Source organism: Lacinutrix chionoecetis (assembly GCF_053604665.1).
The window spans coordinates 92,503-106,547 of sequence record NZ_JBSHNQ010000073.1 but is presented as its reverse complement, the minus strand read 5'-3'; the positions used below and the strand labels follow the sequence as shown (position 1 = coordinate 106,547).

Genomic DNA, 14,045 nt, shown 5'->3' with positions numbered 1-14,045 from the left:
TACAATTAACAATCTTCTGAAAACTCTCTTTTAGTAGTTTGGCACGTGAGAATCAATTCACAGCCAGATGAAAAAAGAACTGCCCGATTATAGCGACTTACAGCAGAGTGTAGATACGATTATAGGAAAATTTGGACTCGCTAAGACCATAGAAGTCATCAATAATCTTTCTGGAAACGCACAACTTAAATCCAGCGACACCCAAAAAGTCAAACTGCTTGTTGTGTATATCATCTCGCAGAGCATCCAGATTTTTGATCTTCAGGAGCCAGAATTTTACACCAGTACGATTCAAGAGTATCGTGACGCCAGAATGGCGTGTTATTTCTTGCTTAAGAAATATACCGATACCAGTTATGCCAAGATAGGCGAGAGTTTTAAGCAGTCTAAACGAGCCGTAATGTACAACTACCATAAGTGTGATGAGATCCTTTCCATCCCAAGCTTCTACAAACCTTTTGTAGCTAAGTTTCAAGTTCTGGAAAACAATGTGGTCAACTTTATCGCAAAACTCAATTAGAATTTATGAAAGAAGAAATAGCTCAAGAAGTAAAGGATGTTCTTACCACAGCACCAGAAGAAATCATGTTTGAAAGTATTCAGGGCGAAGATAGTAGTCCGCTCAACCAGCCTGTGATAGAAAAAGACATCGGTGGCGAGCGACCAGTAGAACATAATCCCGAAAAGCAAAAAAGCTGGAACGTGTGGAAACCAGACCGACCGCACCAGATGCCAGAAGAACCTGAAGCGCCAACTAGTGAGCAACCAGAATTCCGCAAAACTGTAGAAGAAAATGTAGCACAAGAAAAAAGCGAGCAACCACTAGATGCACCAGAACAAGAAATAAATGGTGGTAACTATGACGATGATGAGCCACAACCTACGGATGAAGATTTTGAGTTGCCTTTAAGCCAAGCTAATCAAGCTGCTGATGCACTTTTGGGAATGTCTAATAATGTTCTGGAAGTGGGTGGCGGTTACTTTGTAAAAATCAGCAAGCACAAGGAATTTTATGAGTTTGATGAGATCATTACCGTTATCGATCAGCAGAACGATAAGAATGTTGCTCGTGTAAAACTAGACAAGGAAGACAAGGCGCTATTGCGTCCGTTACTTGCTCAAATCCTTCGTAAGAAAGCCAAAAAACTCACACCAGAACAGCAATTGATGGGTGCAGTCTTATCTATCTTAATGAAGAAAGCACAGGTCGTAATGGAAGTGAGAGCAGAAAATAATATTCTGGAAGAGCGTATTCTTGATATCATCCGAGATGAAAAAGCTTCTGCTCTCGAAGAGGAACAGGAAGATTTCACAGCGCAAGAAGATGACTATGCTAATCAAGATTTTCAGGAAGAGTTAGATTTTGATGAGGAAGAAGATGTTCAGGATTATGATGAAGTTTATGCTGCGCCACGTCAAAGTACGAAAGCAGAAAAAGAAACGCTTCACTCAACTGAAGAAGTCGATTTTGAAGATGTAGATAACAATATTCCAGAAGCTACAATCCTTGAAATAGCCGAGGACGAACCCAAAACAGAATAGCTATGTCTGTACATTCTAATCGCGGAAGAAAACCCATAAGCTATCTCAAAGAAGACCTGGAACGCCAGCCAATGATTTTACTGGTCTGTGGCGAGACTGGTGTTGGGAAAACCTATAGGAACAAGCAAGAGATTAAACGCTATATGATGGATCATCTTGCGGTAGGCAAGAAAGGTCGTAAGGTATTGGCTTTTGATACTAACGATGATGATTACCCACAGTTCCGTACGGTAAGTCCAAATCATTTGAAAGCATTGACCAAAGTAACTTCACGCAGAATCAGGCCTTTTAATCCCGACGGATCACCTATGGACAATGACGAAAAGAAAGAGGTCATTACCAAAATAATGAAACACTTCAAAAATGGCTTGGTCGTTCTGGACGATATCGATCATTATATGACTGGCGCCAAAGGACAATCGATGATCGGTGCACTCTGTACTGTGCGTCATAAGGGAATCGACATTGTGCTCACGCACCAGTCTGTAGCAAAAATCACTACTTCGGAATGGCAAAACTGTACGTGGTTGCGTTTGCATCATCAGGTGGATGATGTGACGCGCTATCGCGAGCGCATCCCAAAATATCAAATGGTTCGTATCGGTCAGCTTATTGTCGATGAACAATATGAATTATGTTCCAATGCCTTTGCTATGGGCAAGATCACAGAACAAGAATATAAAATCCAGAAAAGTTTCTTTGTTTATATCAATATGCGAGAGCAACGCATCCGTGGATGTAGCCGTGCAGCGTTTATACGTGCCTGTAAAAAATTTATTGACCAGGAAGAAAGCCGTAAAGTGAAAATGCTACTGAATGAAGAAGATTTTGACGGCAACAACACCTACAAAACAAAGAACGATGCCATCGTAAAATTGATTTCAGATAAGTTACGGTATCACGAAGATGGGATGGTTGGGCCTATGTGATTTTAATCAATCTTTTCAAAGTATTTTTTGAAAACAAAACCGGATTTAGGCTCACCAGTTTCTTGATCAATATAATAGATTAATAAGTACTTATGTCGAGTCTCAATAACGCTTATCAACTGTCCTTTTTTAACGATACCCTTTATTGCAGCTCTTTTCTTATTGTTCACTCTCAGATTTACGTCAGTAGTTGCAAGCCTTTGTTTCGTGATTTGACTTAAAATGCTATCTAACTTTATATTAGTGTGCTCTTGATGCGATTTAAATTTATCGTCTATGATTTCAGAAAGCTCTTTGTTTGTCATTTTATGGGAATCGCTGTGTAATGAAAAAATCATCACAACAAATGAAATGATTTGCATTATTTGAAAAATAAAGGCTTTAGCTTTTTCTGATTTAGACTTTGAACTTATCAGTTGCAATTCATCAAATAACTGTATCTGAAATTTTTCAAAACTTTCCTGAGTCACATACTTATCTGAGAAAGTTTGTAGCGATTCTGCTTGAGTCACTATTGCTTCGGTAGCCTCCTCAACAAGATCATATTCCTCTTCAGCTACATCAAGATCATCAAATGATATATTCTTCAAAAAATCTGTAGAAATACCTCTCAGTGCAACTTCTATAGCATTCAATGGCTTCACATAATTTTCAGCATACATTGATGATAAAGATGATAAAGATGACAAGCGCTGATTGAGCAAGGCGTGATTGGTTATAATGCCATCCATCTGATTTTTAAGTGGATTGTCTTTATACCAATCTAATAGCGGTACGATTCCAGATGTCACTTTAGAAATAGAATTCATCGATTCAATTCCAGGATGTTGGTGCATTGATTTAAGGATATCTAAAGCACCACCAAATGCTGCAATATTTGTAGGATACTGAATGCGTTTAGTCATTTCATTTACCCAATCTAATTTCGCAATACTACCCATCGCTGCTTCTATTGCTTTTTGGCTTGCATTTATATTTTTAAATTGATCTAATGGGTTCATATTGATATTAAGTTTGTTGTTACTTATGACATCTCCCATTTAATTTCTCCCAAACGATTCTTAATAGCTTTAAGAGATTTCAAGACTTCTTCGTCATTAGGTAAATCCCCAGTAAGCAACTCTTTGAAAGAGCTGTTGTAGGTTAATTTTATTTTGCTCCAAACGCCTTCAATATCTTCAAATATGAGTGCTTTGTTTGGGTGTTGTGAGAGCCATTCCTTGTCATTGGGAATCGCTTTGTCATCATCTTTACCTACCTGATTGAGCATTGCAGAAAAGTCTTCACTTGCTAGAAAATCTTGTATTCGCTCTAACTTTAGTAATTGGTGCAAATCATAGGTGTGCCTTACTTTATCTGCCAAGTCTTTCAAAGGGGTTTCGGTATATGAAAATCGCACGAGGCTTATCACTTTCTCACAAAAGGTACGCTCAATATCTAGCGCAACAACTTTAAAAGGTTCGAGCTCGTATTTGATTATCAGATCCACATTTCCTGTACTGGCAATTAAACCGGTAATCATCGAGTGTATTTCAACCGCACTGCTGGGATGCGGGCTTCCATAGCTGGACACTTCTACCACTATCTCATCACGCACGTGGCCAAAGGCTCCATCCATTCCGCTTTTATCGTAGCTATATACCAGTTTTCTGATCTTACCCTTTTTGTTCTCGATTAAGTGACCAGGTACATAAGTCAAGGGTTCAGCCACAGCTTCTGTGACAAGCTTAAGTTTCTTCTTGATGGCGTTACTTCCTTCTTCTTCGTCAGTGATGATGACGAGATCTATATCTTCCGAAAAGCGCTCGATAATCTTATGACATTTTGATAAAGACGTTCCACCTTTAAACACAGTAATATCCTTTGATGCAGGATTTGTAAATATTTGCTTGAGCGCAAAAGTGACCCAGTAATCTTTTTCAATAAATATTTCGGCAATGCCGAAATGATCTGCGGCAGCACGTATCGCATTTCTGAAGGGTTCTTGATATTCGTGTAATCTCATTAAGCGATGTTCCAGTTGTTAATAGTTGGTAGTATATCCTTGGAAATCCCAAAGGTGTAGGTACTTAAGGCATTGATGTTCTCACGCAATGCGTTGCTCTGTTTTTCTAATCCCATAAACTCGTAGATGGCACCTATTAAGGCAGCAACTTTAGGTGGGTACGCTTTCGCGAAAGCGGTAAAACGTTCCAGATCTTTTGCCGAAAATTGAGCTATTCTGTTTTTAAGAAACGAAAGAATCTGGGAGCTGTCGCCATCAGGAATATTTTTAAAGTCTTTTGCAACATCGAGCACCTGTAGTAATGGAATATTCTTTTTAGAAACGGTAACATAGCTCTTTGCAGGCCGCACCATTGTGTTTCCTACCTTACCACGTACTTGCTTTGAAGAACTCGCAACTCTTACCACGTTAGGAACCTGAGTGGTCAGCCTGAATTGATTGTACAATCGCACTCCAGTAATGTAGGCCACCTGTTTGTTATCTTCAAAAAGATAGATATTGAGCAGTTCTGTATCACTAGGTCTTAATTCGCCAAAGTCTGTTTGTTTAGGCTTATAATAAACACCTTTTCTATATCTCTTTATAGTACCAGCAGTAACTAGTCTACTTAAAGACTTAGAAGCAGCTGTAAACTCACCTTGAGGTATAGCCAGATCATCGTATGTAAATGCATCTCCTGCATCTATACGAGCTATCTTATCTTTTATGTATGCTGTTATATTCATAGTTTAAGCATTACAAAGATAGTTTAATTCTTTATAATGTCAAGTTTTTACATCTATTTACTTGACATATATAGCAATATCTATTCCTTTATCAGTTTCTTTATTTATAGCTCGTTCTATAGCTCCAGCATCTCTATCTCCGTCCCAAAGTCCCAAACCCTACCACTGTAAACCTTCTTCTTCCCTTCATCTTTGTGCTCACAAGGTTTAGAGACCTGCCCATTATTACAAACAGTTTTACAAAAACAACCCAAAATGGCACAGAAAAATGACATCGCCTGGCAACCTATAATGTATTGCGTAGGAGCAGGAATCGCCGGCATCGCAATAGGAACCTTACTGGTAGCACCTATGGTTCAAAAGATGAAGGCAAAAAAGCTCGCAGAAAAAAACAAGAAGACTGCGGCTGTCCCTACCAAAAAGGCATAGCATTTAGAGATGCGCCATAAGGGACAACATATTCTTGAGATGAAAAACTCCATTGTTTCAATGGACAAATCCCAGACTAATGAAAGATTATAACGACGAGTTAATGCGCTACGAAGAAGACGCAGAAAACCAATACGACGATTACGACCACGAAGAAGACTACGATGACTATGACGATGAGGACGACTTCGATACAGGCTTTGAAGGCCTAGAAGATGGTTATGATGATGAGTTTGAAGACGAGTACGACGACTATGACGATTATGCAGATGAAGTTGAGTACGAAGATGATTATGACGATTACACCGCAGCCACAGTAGGCAAGATTGATCCTAACGACCGTACCCTAACGGTAGTGATCACAAACAAATCTGGCGCAGCGGCAGAGGCAAATGTTTTTGGCGGTAACCGTGAGGCAGCACAGCCTAATGGTGTGACCGTAGAGATAGAAGAATCCAGTCACAAGGAAGTACGTGAAGAGAGTAAGGCAAACCCTTTTAAAATATCGGGAATGAAGTACTCTGTGAGCAATCCGCTACAGTTTGATAATGTACTGCGCGTGGAGCGTAGAACAGCTTCAGGTTCAAAAACGACCAGAGTGTATCAACCGCGTAATGCGACTTCGCCACAAAACTTTACCCAAACGCTCATTGACGATGACAACTTCGAGATGGACGTGACGGGACAGGATTCCCTACAGATTATGGTAGAGGATGGCGTTACAGCCGTATTCACATTTACCATTAAAGCAAGAGCAAATCTGGGCAACTTGCTTAAAGGTCAGAACGTTGCAGAACTCTCTCGTGCACCACGTACGACTGGACTTCCACAACTGGACCTGATACGCAGTCGTAGAAAACCCAGACCATTAGGGCGTCCCAGACGTAGAGTGAGACGTTCTCGCAGGAGACCTGTAAGCCGTCGTCGATATGTCAGAAAACCGGTGGCGAGACGGTCTAAGTCACGCCTTGTAAGACGTAAGAGACGATAGTTGGAGCTCCGACTTGAGTCTTGACTCTTTCCCTAATTGAGACAGCCAGAGTCACGGTTTCCCCCAAACCTAGCTCTGGCTGTTCTTTTTTAACGACACCCTATGAAACGCAACAATAACCCCAAAAATCTCGCACAGAACAGGATAGACTATATCGTCTTTCATAACACAGATGCCGCAAATGACATCTTGTTTGATTACGGTTTTGAAAAAATTGATAACCAGCAACATCTGTCCCAGGCGGTCAAAGAACTTGTAAAGAACAAAGGGAGAAAGGTCATCAAGGATCTTTTAGAAATTCATCCAGACAAGGCAGCGATACTTCAGGTAAATACTGTTGAAAATTCCAAATGTGCTGCCTGTGGTGAAAACGCTGTAGTTCATACTGAGCGTAGCCGAAGTACGAAAGCGGAAAACTATTGTAAATCCTGCGGTCATTCCAACTATGCAGGTTCTGGAGATGAAGACAGTTTTCTGGATCAGTTCAATTCCTATGATGATAAAGCCCTAGAGAAGTATTATCAGGACATCGTAAAGCGATCCAATGAAGATCTGGAAGACAAAAACCTAGCACAGGAAGTTCAAATGGTCTGGAACGAACTGCGCAAACGCAAGGAAAGCAAACCAGAATCCAAACCAGAAGTAGCTGCCGAGAAACCCAAAGGCATCCATATCACAAAAGATGAGATGTTGCTTTTTGGCGTCGTATTTATCGCAGGTGTTCTGGTAGGTGCGAGCATAAAATTTGACTTAAAAAATGGCAAATAAAACCAAACAATTGAAATACAATCAGGCGATAGATGATATCTCATACCTGATCCTGCACTATCCCTTAGAACTGCAACAGCTCTTGCGTGTCTATGGGATCACTTTCCGTGACAGGCCATCACACAAGGCACTCATTAATGAGACTGTAGAACTGATGAAGGATGATAATTCCGCTTTCGCGAAAGCGCTTGCAGAACTCATATCCAGACTTGCAGGTCGCGAGGACGAGTTTTGGGGAGCCGTGGCCAAAGGTGCCGTGGGAATCCTGGGCGGTCTCTTCAAAAAGAAAAAACGCCGTAGTTCTGGTGGCAATACTAATGCAGCAGCCGCAGCGGCAGCTCAGGCAGCTGCGGCCAAAAGAGATATGGAGCGCCGTATGCAACAGATGCGTGAAGAACAACGCCGCCGTGATGAAGAGCGACGACAGGCAGAAGAACGCCGTCGAGAAGAACAAAAACGCAAGGAAGCCGAAGCAAAAAAGAAAACCAATATGATGCTGATGATAGGCGGCGGTGTGGTGGTTCTGGGCATAGGTGCAGCGATATTAATGAAGTCCAAACAGCCACCGATGCCGTATGGCGGTCAACGTGCGCAAATGCCACAACAGCTATGACAAACACATTCGGATTAACAGATTATGACGTGTACGACGATGGAGATTACGACAACTTTAGACGTGGTCGCAGGAAAATACGTAGACAGCGCAGAAAGGCAAGAAGAATCGCAAGACGTGCCCCAAATAGACGTATCAAAATCGCACCTAGACGGAAAATCTTGCGACGACCACCTATTGTAAAAGGAAGACCAAGACCTATTAGGAAAAAGAAAGTAGTTCGTAAAAAGCTGCCATCTAAAGTCCCAGTAAGCATCTTAATTCCCAAAGGAACACCTATAAAAACCAAGCTACCTAGCAAACCTATATTCAAGCCCACCTTGATAAAAAAGGGCAAGCCTATCAGTAAAGATCAAAAGGTTACAAAAGCGCAAATAGCAAGCCTTCAAGTTCCTGCAACAGTGGAGAAAGCAGCAGCAGAAAAGGCAATGAAGTCGGACGGTAAAACAGCGAAGGTGGTTAAGATCATTGCTATCGTCGGAGTTACTGGCGCTGTAGGTTTTGGCATCTATAAATACATTCAAATCAAAAAGAAAAGCAATGGACATACTGGCGCAAATAAAGGAAAGTGAAGTATCTGACGATGGAAGTTTCCAGGAAGGATTTCTGTATGGGTCTGTCAAGAATATAGGAGAAAAAACGGCTCAAGTAAATGGCGTTTCCCTTCTTCCAGGCGAAGCCAAAAGCTATCCATTTGTAGGTAAAGGTTACCACAAAATAAACTACGAACCCAACGGAAGCACCTTGCGTGTTCTGGAAGTACTATAACGTATGATTACAGGAGAAACAGAATACATTCTAGACGATAATTATGACGATTTCTTTGGCAACAAAAAGAAACGTCGTGCGCGTCGTGCCAAACGAAAAGCGCGAAGAGCGGCAAGACGCAGCGCACCGAAGCGCATTGCACGACGCGCTAAAAGCAAAGCCTTCTTTTCTAAACTGGGTAACGCCGTTCAGGATATGGGCGGAGCAACGGCTATAGGTGCTGCTATCGATACGATTACAAAACCAACATCTCCCACAGGATTTGGCGGTGCTAATGAACCTGCATCAGATTTTGATTTTTCAATCGGTACGGCAGATGTTCCTGAAGAAGAAAAGAAAGGTATTCCCACCATAGTTTTTGTTCTAGGTGGCGTGGTCGTAGTTGGCGTTGTGGGATTAGTGGTTATTAAGAATAGAAAGAACAAGCAACTGTATAGCCAATGATTATCCCGATTCCATCAAATAAAGAGCGTTTCAAAATACGACTGGGTATCAAGTCCAAAATGCCAGTGCAGTTGGGCATACGCGTGTACGATCCGCGATATCCTAATACGTATTATTTCAGGAGAAAAGCGCAGTTCTATGAAGGCGATGAGAAACGAGAATTTGTGATCTCGCTTCCCGTAACGCCAGAAGTACTGGAAATGGAGCTGTTTGACAAAGTTTCTGGAGAAGACTATCAGTTTGATATGAGCTACTTCAAGGTAGAAAAAATGAAACCTGCCGAAGTCTGGGCAACTACCGAGCAACATCGCTTTATGGATTTTGCCATAGACTTTGCCCAAAAAGCGGGACACACGCCTACAGGCTTTTACGATTCCAAAAACCACGAGTTTCTATTTCAATACTTACCTACGATAACAGATGCTTTTGGAAAGGAATTAATCACACCGGCGCGCACACATCGCAAGATGCCACGTGTACAGATCTCACAGCGCTTATTCATTGGCTATACCATTCCTATCCGCGTGGCAATTCTTGCCCACGAAGGATGCCATTGGTTCCTTAATACTAGAAGTCAAAAAACAGCAGATCTCTGTGGCATTAAGAAATATCTGGACTACGGTTTCCCGACGATTGAAGCCATTTATGCCGTGACCAAGGTTTTTGGCAATAATCCACATCACGTGGGCGCATCACAGGTACAGCGCACCAAGGACGTGGTTGCCTTCATAGAAAATTATAGAGCAAATGCATAAACTATTTCTTATCACAATGGCAGTATTTACAATGGGCGCAACGATAAAATTAACGTCCAAAAACACAGAAACTTTCGCCTGTGAAAGTTGCGAAGATCCTGCGGTTATTAAAAGGACAATCCATTCTAACGAAGATGCTTATATGAAAGATAATTCTGCAAAATACACAACCGATTTAAAAAAATGGGGTACACGATCTGGCGTGATGCACGTTGCTTTTCCAGAAACAAGAAAGAGAAATTGCGACCCTTCAAGAGATGCTGTTTTCTATGCGACCGATGAAGGTGTTATGGAAATTTCTGATTGTGGTTCTGGTAGAAGTCCGCTTTCGCGAAAGCGTAATCTCATAAAAGACCAAAAACAAAAGGAAGGTTTTAAACAGTATCAAAAATACCTGCACGATGAGTTTGATGTAATGCAGGTAACTGTCAAAAATCACACGCCAGACACCAGAAATGTTTGTCTTTGGGGTGGTAATAGCGATAAGCCTATCACAGACCCTTTATTTATTGAGAACGCCGAAAAAATAGATGTTTTGGTAGGTACGCATCCACAGCAAGTAGTGCTTAACCCTGCAAATGATTTATTGTATGTGGCCAATCAGCTTTCGGATTCTGTTTCGGTAGTTGCTCGTGATGGGACTGTAATTGCTACAATTCCATTGACGGAGAATGCGATGCCTGGAACGGTTTCGCCAGTAGCGCTGGCCATAAATACAAATTCTGGCTATTTCTACGGAATGGTGTATGTCATAGGTTCAGTAAATAATATGATGTATCACATCGGTTTAAATCACAAAGTGGTAGATGCTAATAGGACTGGAAAACGACCTACGGAAATACGCTTTGATAACGAGACAAATGAACTTATAATCAAAAACATAGTTTCTAAAAGTACGACGCGCATCAATGCCGAAACGCAGGCCCAAACGGAAACACCTTGGGATATACAAGACCAGTTTCGATTGGTGGATAGTGAATCAACATCTAAAATTGCTAAAGTCACTACACAACTCAATCTTTTGAGCATTTTTAATTCTTCCAAAAGTCCAACGGTAACCATCAATGATGAATATCACGAAGAGCGCGAAGATTTTAAGTTTAGTCCAGGAATGTTGAAGCACCTTAAAATCGTCGCCTCTGGAGAACGTTGTGTAAATGCCTTGCAACTGCTACAAAAGAGCATTGCAGGAAAAGAGATCTGCAAAACACTTTCGCTTGGTAATTACCAAAGTCCGCAGAGTTTTCAGAATGTATCAGAAGTTTTTGGTGTCGATGGTGTGATGCTCGATGGCCAGAACAGTTGGTGCTTTAAGATTGGTGGTTTGCAGACCATCACATTCATTTTGTATTACAAAAAGCTGGAAATGTACAATCTACTTCCAGAAAAGGCGTCGCTTGCCTATGGCGTGCAAATGAGTAAAGGCGTTCCCAAACGAGTTCCTAAGAATCCCTTCAAATCCATTTTATGAAGTCAATCATCAACACGGCTTTGAGCCAATATGGAGTTACGGAATTGGTAGGTCAACAGCATAATCCTGTAATACTAGATTATTTTGAAAAGATAGGTCATACTTGGGTCACTACCGATGAAACCGCTTGGTGCTCTGCTTTCACAAACTGGGTTGCCCTAGAATGTGGAAAGGAAATGAGCAATCAACTCACAGCACGCTCTTGGCTGAGAGTGGGAACAGAAACAAAGCAACCAGCTATTGGCGACATAGTAGTCTTCTGGCGTAGCAAGAAAAACAGCTGGAAAGGTCACGTGGCATTCTTCATCGGCTATTCTGAAGACAAGAAATACATCTACTGTCTGGGTGGCAACCAGAACAATCAAGTAAATATCAAGGCATATCCAGTTTACCGATTACTCGGCTTTAGAAAACTCAATAATTCCATCACTCAAAATTCAACAAAATGAAAGACGTAGATTTTTTAGTCATACACAGTACCGATACCAGCGAAGCCTTAGATCTTGATGCAAGAACGATCATCGAAAAACACACCAACGACAAACGCAATGGTGGTTTTGGTTGGAACCGTCCTGGATTTGATTATCTCGTATTGCAGGATGGCACTTTGGAAACCATTATCCCTGAAAACAGCCCGACCGAAGTAGATCTTTGGGGCATCTCACAAGGCAGATATGGTATTACTGGCAATGTAAAAAACCTTGCGTACGTAGGTGGCAGAACACTTAAAGAAGCGTGGTGGAAAGACACACGTACCGAAGAACAAACCGCCACACTAGAAGCCGTGATTCGATTTTATACTATTAGGTTTCCAGAAATCATCATTGTGGGTTTTAATGAGATCGCCACAAAACAGGATAGTGATAAACCTGGTTTTAGTGTCAAGAAATGGCTGGAAGAACTGGAGATTCCCAAGTGTAATATTTATCAAGGATTTTGATATGAGAACCATCATCACATTGGGCATAGGATTCTGGATGGGACGACAGCTATACATCAATCACGATAAGCGAGTTGCGAGAGCCAGAGAAGCAAAACTAAAGCAACGCCTAATAGCTTTTCTTAAAGAGAAAGATCCCAATCAAACCCAAATTGAAAAACAAGCCAATCAACTTTTAGGCAATTAAATGGCACAGCAAGTAACTATAAAGAACACATCCTTTCTCATTCCAGAAGCCGACGACCCTTGCGACTTCTGGACGAGCTATTATGCCAAATTAAAAAAAGAAGTGGGACAGGATAACGCAAAAATGCTGTGGCTGGTCACTTGGAAAACCAATGGGTCTGCGATATGCACCACAAGTCCATCATTTAACAAATGGTTACTCAAGAACGAGCTGGATGTTAGCAATATGGCAACCAGAACTATTGCAGATATTTCGGAAATAGGCGGTAATATTTTTGGTTTGGGCAAGAGCCTTACGAAGATCTTAGCTATCGGAGTTCCGGTAATTCTCACGATCACACTCATTCTTATTGTGGTGGTTTTACGCAACTCTGCAAAAGATGCAGACATTACAGACCTGGCGATGCTCACGCCAGCAGGACGTGCTACTAAATTATTAGGCAAATGAACAGACAGCTCATCTATAAAGTAAGTGGCGGTGCTGTGGGAATTCTCATTGTTGGAAGCTCATTTCTATCTATACGCCAGCGTAAACGCGATAAAAAAACAAGCGAACTATTGACGCATATAAAGAAACAACTGGCAACCACGGCAAATAATCTCGATGCGGAAAATGCCTTTGACATTTACTATCTCACAAAAGTTTTGCAGAATGTAAATGGTCAAGTGATCGCAATGAGTGAGAGCAGCGCAACCAGTTTTGCAAAGCAGATCCATAAGTCTTGGGGCGCGTGGTATGAAGGTGGAGATGATGAAGATGCGGTGTATGCCGTGTTTAGAAAATTAAAGGATAAAGTCCAGGTCTCGCAAGTGGCTAAGGCGTATCAAAGCACTTACAACAAGAACTTGATCGATACCATTAAGAATCGACTTTCGGAGGATGAAATCAAGATCATTCTGAGCATCATAGGACAAATACCCAACTATAGAACAGCTTAAAAAAGAGAGAATGAAAATAACAAAAACAGGATGGTGGATGATAGGTGGCGCTACAATGGCGGCAGTTACAGTAGGTGTGTTTGTTACGCTTTCGCGAAAGCGTAAAAAGGAAAAACAACAAGCCCAACAGGTCATCGGCAAAGATATAGGATCTGGAATCCAAGTGTCCACAGGAAATCAAGGCACGATTAAACGAGAACCCAACTGGGACAAGCCTTTTGATATGAATTATCTGACCAATGTGCAGCAATGGATCGCACCACGAAAGATTAAAATACTCGATGATGCTACAGCCAGAAATTTGGCAAAAAAGCTCAAGAATGCCAAAGGCACTTTTAACGATGATGAAGATGCAGTCAAGGACGTTTTTGCGAAACGCTTACGAGATAAAACCCAAGTAGCAAGTCTCTCAAAATCGTACTGGCAACTGTACAAGCAGGATTTGTGGAAACACTTGTCCAGCTTTTTAAGTGCATCGGAGATGAAACAATACGTGCATAATCCTGTGCGCCAATTACCTAATTATCAAACCCAATAACT

Annotated in this window: 22 protein-coding genes; 19 read left to right on the top strand and 3 right to left on the bottom strand. The window is 41.4% G+C overall.

What is annotated here, in order from left to right; genetic code table 11:
• Positions 1-67: 67 nt before the first annotated feature.
• From ACVC43_RS07055 to ACVC43_RS07045, 3 genes are read left to right on the top strand one after another with little or no spacing between them, the layout of a single operon-like run.
• Positions 68-520 (top strand): hypothetical protein, encoded by a 453-nt coding sequence (locus ACVC43_RS07055; RefSeq protein ID WP_159259727.1) that lies wholly within the window; start codon positions 68-70, stop codon positions 518-520.
• 5 nt (positions 521-525) lie between these two features.
• Positions 526-1,542 carry a hypothetical protein gene (locus tag ACVC43_RS07050; protein ID WP_159259728.1) on the top strand — a complete coding sequence of 339 codons (1,017 nt, stop codon included), beginning with the start codon at positions 526-528 and terminating at the stop codon, positions 1,540-1,542.
• Between the two features lie 2 nt (positions 1,543-1,544).
• Complete coding sequence (locus ACVC43_RS07045; protein ID WP_159259729.1) at positions 1,545-2,471, top strand: zonular occludens toxin domain-containing protein; 927 nt, start codon at positions 1,545-1,547, stop codon at positions 2,469-2,471.
• A gap of 2 nt (positions 2,472-2,473) precedes the next feature.
• Here the strand turns inward: ACVC43_RS07045 and ACVC43_RS07040 are convergent, their stop codons facing one another.
• Genes ACVC43_RS07040 through ACVC43_RS07030 form a run of 3 tightly spaced genes read right to left on the bottom strand, consistent with a single transcriptional unit; the run spans position 2,474 to position 5,201 of the window.
• Positions 2,474-3,472, bottom strand: coding sequence for a hypothetical protein (locus ACVC43_RS07040; protein WP_159259730.1), 999 nt, complete (start codon positions 3,470-3,472; stop codon positions 2,474-2,476).
• Between the two features lie 23 nt (positions 3,473-3,495).
• Complete coding sequence (locus ACVC43_RS07035) at positions 3,496-4,476, bottom strand: nucleotidyl transferase AbiEii/AbiGii toxin family protein (RefSeq protein ID WP_159259731.1); 981 nt, start codon at positions 4,474-4,476, stop codon at positions 3,496-3,498.
• A complete protein-coding gene (locus ACVC43_RS07030; RefSeq protein WP_144665703.1) occupies positions 4,476-5,201 on the bottom strand; it encodes a DUF6088 family protein in 726 nt (241 codons plus the stop codon). The genes ACVC43_RS07035 and ACVC43_RS07030 overlap by 1 nt, the downstream gene beginning before the upstream one ends.
• Before the next feature lie 192 nt (positions 5,202-5,393).
• Between ACVC43_RS07030 and ACVC43_RS07025 the strand changes: the two genes are divergently transcribed.
• The 16 genes from ACVC43_RS07025 to ACVC43_RS06950 all read left to right on the top strand — a co-directional run bounded on the left by ACVC43_RS07025 (position 5,394) and on the right by ACVC43_RS06950 (position 14,043).
• Entirely contained in the window at positions 5,394-5,630 is a 237-nt protein-coding gene (locus tag ACVC43_RS07025) for a hypothetical protein (protein ID WP_159259732.1), read from the top strand.
• A gap of 79 nt (positions 5,631-5,709) precedes the next feature.
• Complete coding sequence (locus ACVC43_RS07020) at positions 5,710-6,621, top strand: hypothetical protein (RefSeq protein WP_144665701.1); 912 nt, start codon at positions 5,710-5,712, stop codon at positions 6,619-6,621.
• 102 nt (positions 6,622-6,723) lie between these two features.
• Entirely contained in the window at positions 6,724-7,389 is a 666-nt protein-coding gene (locus tag ACVC43_RS07015) for a hypothetical protein (protein ID WP_144665699.1), read from the top strand.
• On the top strand, positions 7,379-8,002 hold the full coding sequence (locus ACVC43_RS07010) for a hypothetical protein (protein WP_144665697.1): 624 nt from the start codon (positions 7,379-7,381) through the stop codon (positions 8,000-8,002). The genes ACVC43_RS07015 and ACVC43_RS07010 overlap by 11 nt, the downstream gene beginning before the upstream one ends.
• Before the next feature lie 24 nt (positions 8,003-8,026).
• The gene (locus tag ACVC43_RS07005; RefSeq protein WP_452223823.1) at positions 8,027-8,185 is read left to right on the top strand and encodes a hypothetical protein; all 159 of its coding nucleotides are present in this window, start codon (positions 8,027-8,029) and stop codon (positions 8,183-8,185) included.
• On the top strand, positions 8,164-8,574 hold the full coding sequence (locus ACVC43_RS07000; protein WP_452223822.1) for a hypothetical protein: 411 nt from the start codon (positions 8,164-8,166) through the stop codon (positions 8,572-8,574). The genes ACVC43_RS07005 and ACVC43_RS07000 overlap by 22 nt, the downstream gene beginning before the upstream one ends.
• A complete protein-coding gene (locus ACVC43_RS06995) occupies positions 8,543-8,770 on the top strand; it encodes a hypothetical protein (RefSeq protein WP_144665693.1) in 228 nt (75 codons plus the stop codon). The genes ACVC43_RS07000 and ACVC43_RS06995 overlap by 32 nt, the downstream gene beginning before the upstream one ends.
• A 3-nt stretch (positions 8,771-8,773) precedes the next feature.
• Positions 8,774-9,214: a hypothetical protein gene (locus tag ACVC43_RS06990; RefSeq protein ID WP_144665691.1), complete on the top strand. Its 441-nt coding sequence runs from the start codon at positions 8,774-8,776 to the stop codon at positions 9,212-9,214.
• A complete protein-coding gene (locus ACVC43_RS06985; RefSeq protein ID WP_144665689.1) occupies positions 9,211-9,969 on the top strand; it encodes a hypothetical protein in 759 nt (252 codons plus the stop codon). The genes ACVC43_RS06990 and ACVC43_RS06985 overlap by 4 nt, the downstream gene beginning before the upstream one ends.
• Positions 9,970-9,985: 16 nt before the next feature.
• A complete protein-coding gene (locus tag ACVC43_RS06980; protein WP_159259734.1) occupies positions 9,986-11,440 on the top strand; it encodes a YncE family protein in 1,455 nt (484 codons plus the stop codon).
• Positions 11,437-11,889, top strand: a complete 453-nt coding sequence (locus ACVC43_RS06975; protein ID WP_144665685.1) for a TIGR02594 family protein — start codon at positions 11,437-11,439, stop codon at positions 11,887-11,889. Before ACVC43_RS06980 ends, ACVC43_RS06975 begins: the two co-directional genes overlap by 4 nt.
• Entirely contained in the window at positions 11,886-12,380 is a 495-nt protein-coding gene (locus ACVC43_RS06970; RefSeq protein ID WP_144665683.1) for a peptidoglycan recognition protein family protein, read from the top strand. Before ACVC43_RS06975 ends, ACVC43_RS06970 begins: the two co-directional genes overlap by 4 nt.
• Before the next feature lies 1 nt (position 12,381).
• Positions 12,382-12,567 (top strand): hypothetical protein, encoded by a 186-nt coding sequence (locus ACVC43_RS06965; RefSeq protein WP_144665681.1) that lies wholly within the window; start codon positions 12,382-12,384, stop codon positions 12,565-12,567.
• Positions 12,568-13,014, top strand: a complete 447-nt coding sequence (locus ACVC43_RS06960) for a hypothetical protein (protein ID WP_144665679.1) — start codon at positions 12,568-12,570, stop codon at positions 13,012-13,014.
• Positions 13,011-13,505: a hypothetical protein gene (locus tag ACVC43_RS06955; protein WP_144665677.1), complete on the top strand. Its 495-nt coding sequence runs from the start codon at positions 13,011-13,013 to the stop codon at positions 13,503-13,505. Before ACVC43_RS06960 ends, ACVC43_RS06955 begins: the two co-directional genes overlap by 4 nt.
• A gap of 55 nt (positions 13,506-13,560) precedes the next feature.
• Positions 13,561-14,043: a hypothetical protein gene (locus ACVC43_RS06950; protein ID WP_452223821.1), complete on the top strand. Its 483-nt coding sequence runs from the start codon at positions 13,561-13,563 to the stop codon at positions 14,041-14,043.
• The last annotated feature ends 2 nt before the right edge of the window (positions 14,044-14,045 follow it).

Excerpts from the sequence above, each read along its gene's own strand:
- ACVC43_RS07015 (WP_144665699.1), top strand. The coding sequence starts at position 6,724 with ATGAAACGCAACAATAACCCCAAAAATCTCGCACAGAACAGGATAGAC.
- ACVC43_RS06950 (WP_452223821.1), top strand. The coding sequence starts at position 13,561 with ATGGCGGCAGTTACAGTAGGTGTGTTTGTTACGCTTTCGCGAAAGCGT.
- ACVC43_RS07050 (WP_159259728.1), top strand. The coding sequence starts at position 526 with ATGAAAGAAGAAATAGCTCAAGAAGTAAAGGATGTTCTTACCACAGCA.
- ACVC43_RS07040 (WP_159259730.1), bottom strand. The coding sequence starts at position 3,472 with ATGAACCCATTAGATCAATTTAAAAATATAAATGCAAGCCAAAAAGCA.
- ACVC43_RS07055 (WP_159259727.1), top strand. The coding sequence starts at position 68 with ATGAAAAAAGAACTGCCCGATTATAGCGACTTACAGCAGAGTGTAGAT.
- ACVC43_RS07045 (WP_159259729.1), top strand. The coding sequence starts at position 1,545 with ATGTCTGTACATTCTAATCGCGGAAGAAAACCCATAAGCTATCTCAAA.
- ACVC43_RS06995 (WP_144665693.1), top strand. The coding sequence starts at position 8,543 with ATGGACATACTGGCGCAAATAAAGGAAAGTGAAGTATCTGACGATGGA.
- ACVC43_RS07030 (WP_144665703.1), bottom strand. The coding sequence starts at position 5,201 with ATGAATATAACAGCATACATAAAAGATAAGATAGCTCGTATAGATGCA.
- ACVC43_RS07010 (WP_144665697.1), top strand. The coding sequence starts at position 7,379 with ATGGCAAATAAAACCAAACAATTGAAATACAATCAGGCGATAGATGAT.
- ACVC43_RS06970 (WP_144665683.1), top strand. The coding sequence starts at position 11,886 with ATGAAAGACGTAGATTTTTTAGTCATACACAGTACCGATACCAGCGAA.
- ACVC43_RS07020 (WP_144665701.1), top strand. The coding sequence starts at position 5,710 with ATGAAAGATTATAACGACGAGTTAATGCGCTACGAAGAAGACGCAGAA.
- ACVC43_RS07005 (WP_452223823.1), top strand. The coding sequence starts at position 8,027 with ATGACGTGTACGACGATGGAGATTACGACAACTTTAGACGTGGTCGCA.
- ACVC43_RS06975 (WP_144665685.1), top strand. The coding sequence starts at position 11,437 with ATGAAGTCAATCATCAACACGGCTTTGAGCCAATATGGAGTTACGGAA.
- ACVC43_RS06985 (WP_144665689.1), top strand. The coding sequence starts at position 9,211 with ATGATTATCCCGATTCCATCAAATAAAGAGCGTTTCAAAATACGACTG.
- ACVC43_RS07035 (WP_159259731.1), bottom strand. The coding sequence starts at position 4,476 with ATGAGATTACACGAATATCAAGAACCCTTCAGAAATGCGATACGTGCT.
- ACVC43_RS06980 (WP_159259734.1), top strand. The coding sequence starts at position 9,986 with ATGGCAGTATTTACAATGGGCGCAACGATAAAATTAACGTCCAAAAAC.
- ACVC43_RS06960 (WP_144665679.1), top strand. The coding sequence starts at position 12,568 with ATGGCACAGCAAGTAACTATAAAGAACACATCCTTTCTCATTCCAGAA.
- ACVC43_RS06990 (WP_144665691.1), top strand. The coding sequence starts at position 8,774 with ATGATTACAGGAGAAACAGAATACATTCTAGACGATAATTATGACGAT.
- ACVC43_RS06955 (WP_144665677.1), top strand. The coding sequence starts at position 13,011 with ATGAACAGACAGCTCATCTATAAAGTAAGTGGCGGTGCTGTGGGAATT.
- ACVC43_RS06965 (WP_144665681.1), top strand. The coding sequence starts at position 12,382 with ATGAGAACCATCATCACATTGGGCATAGGATTCTGGATGGGACGACAG.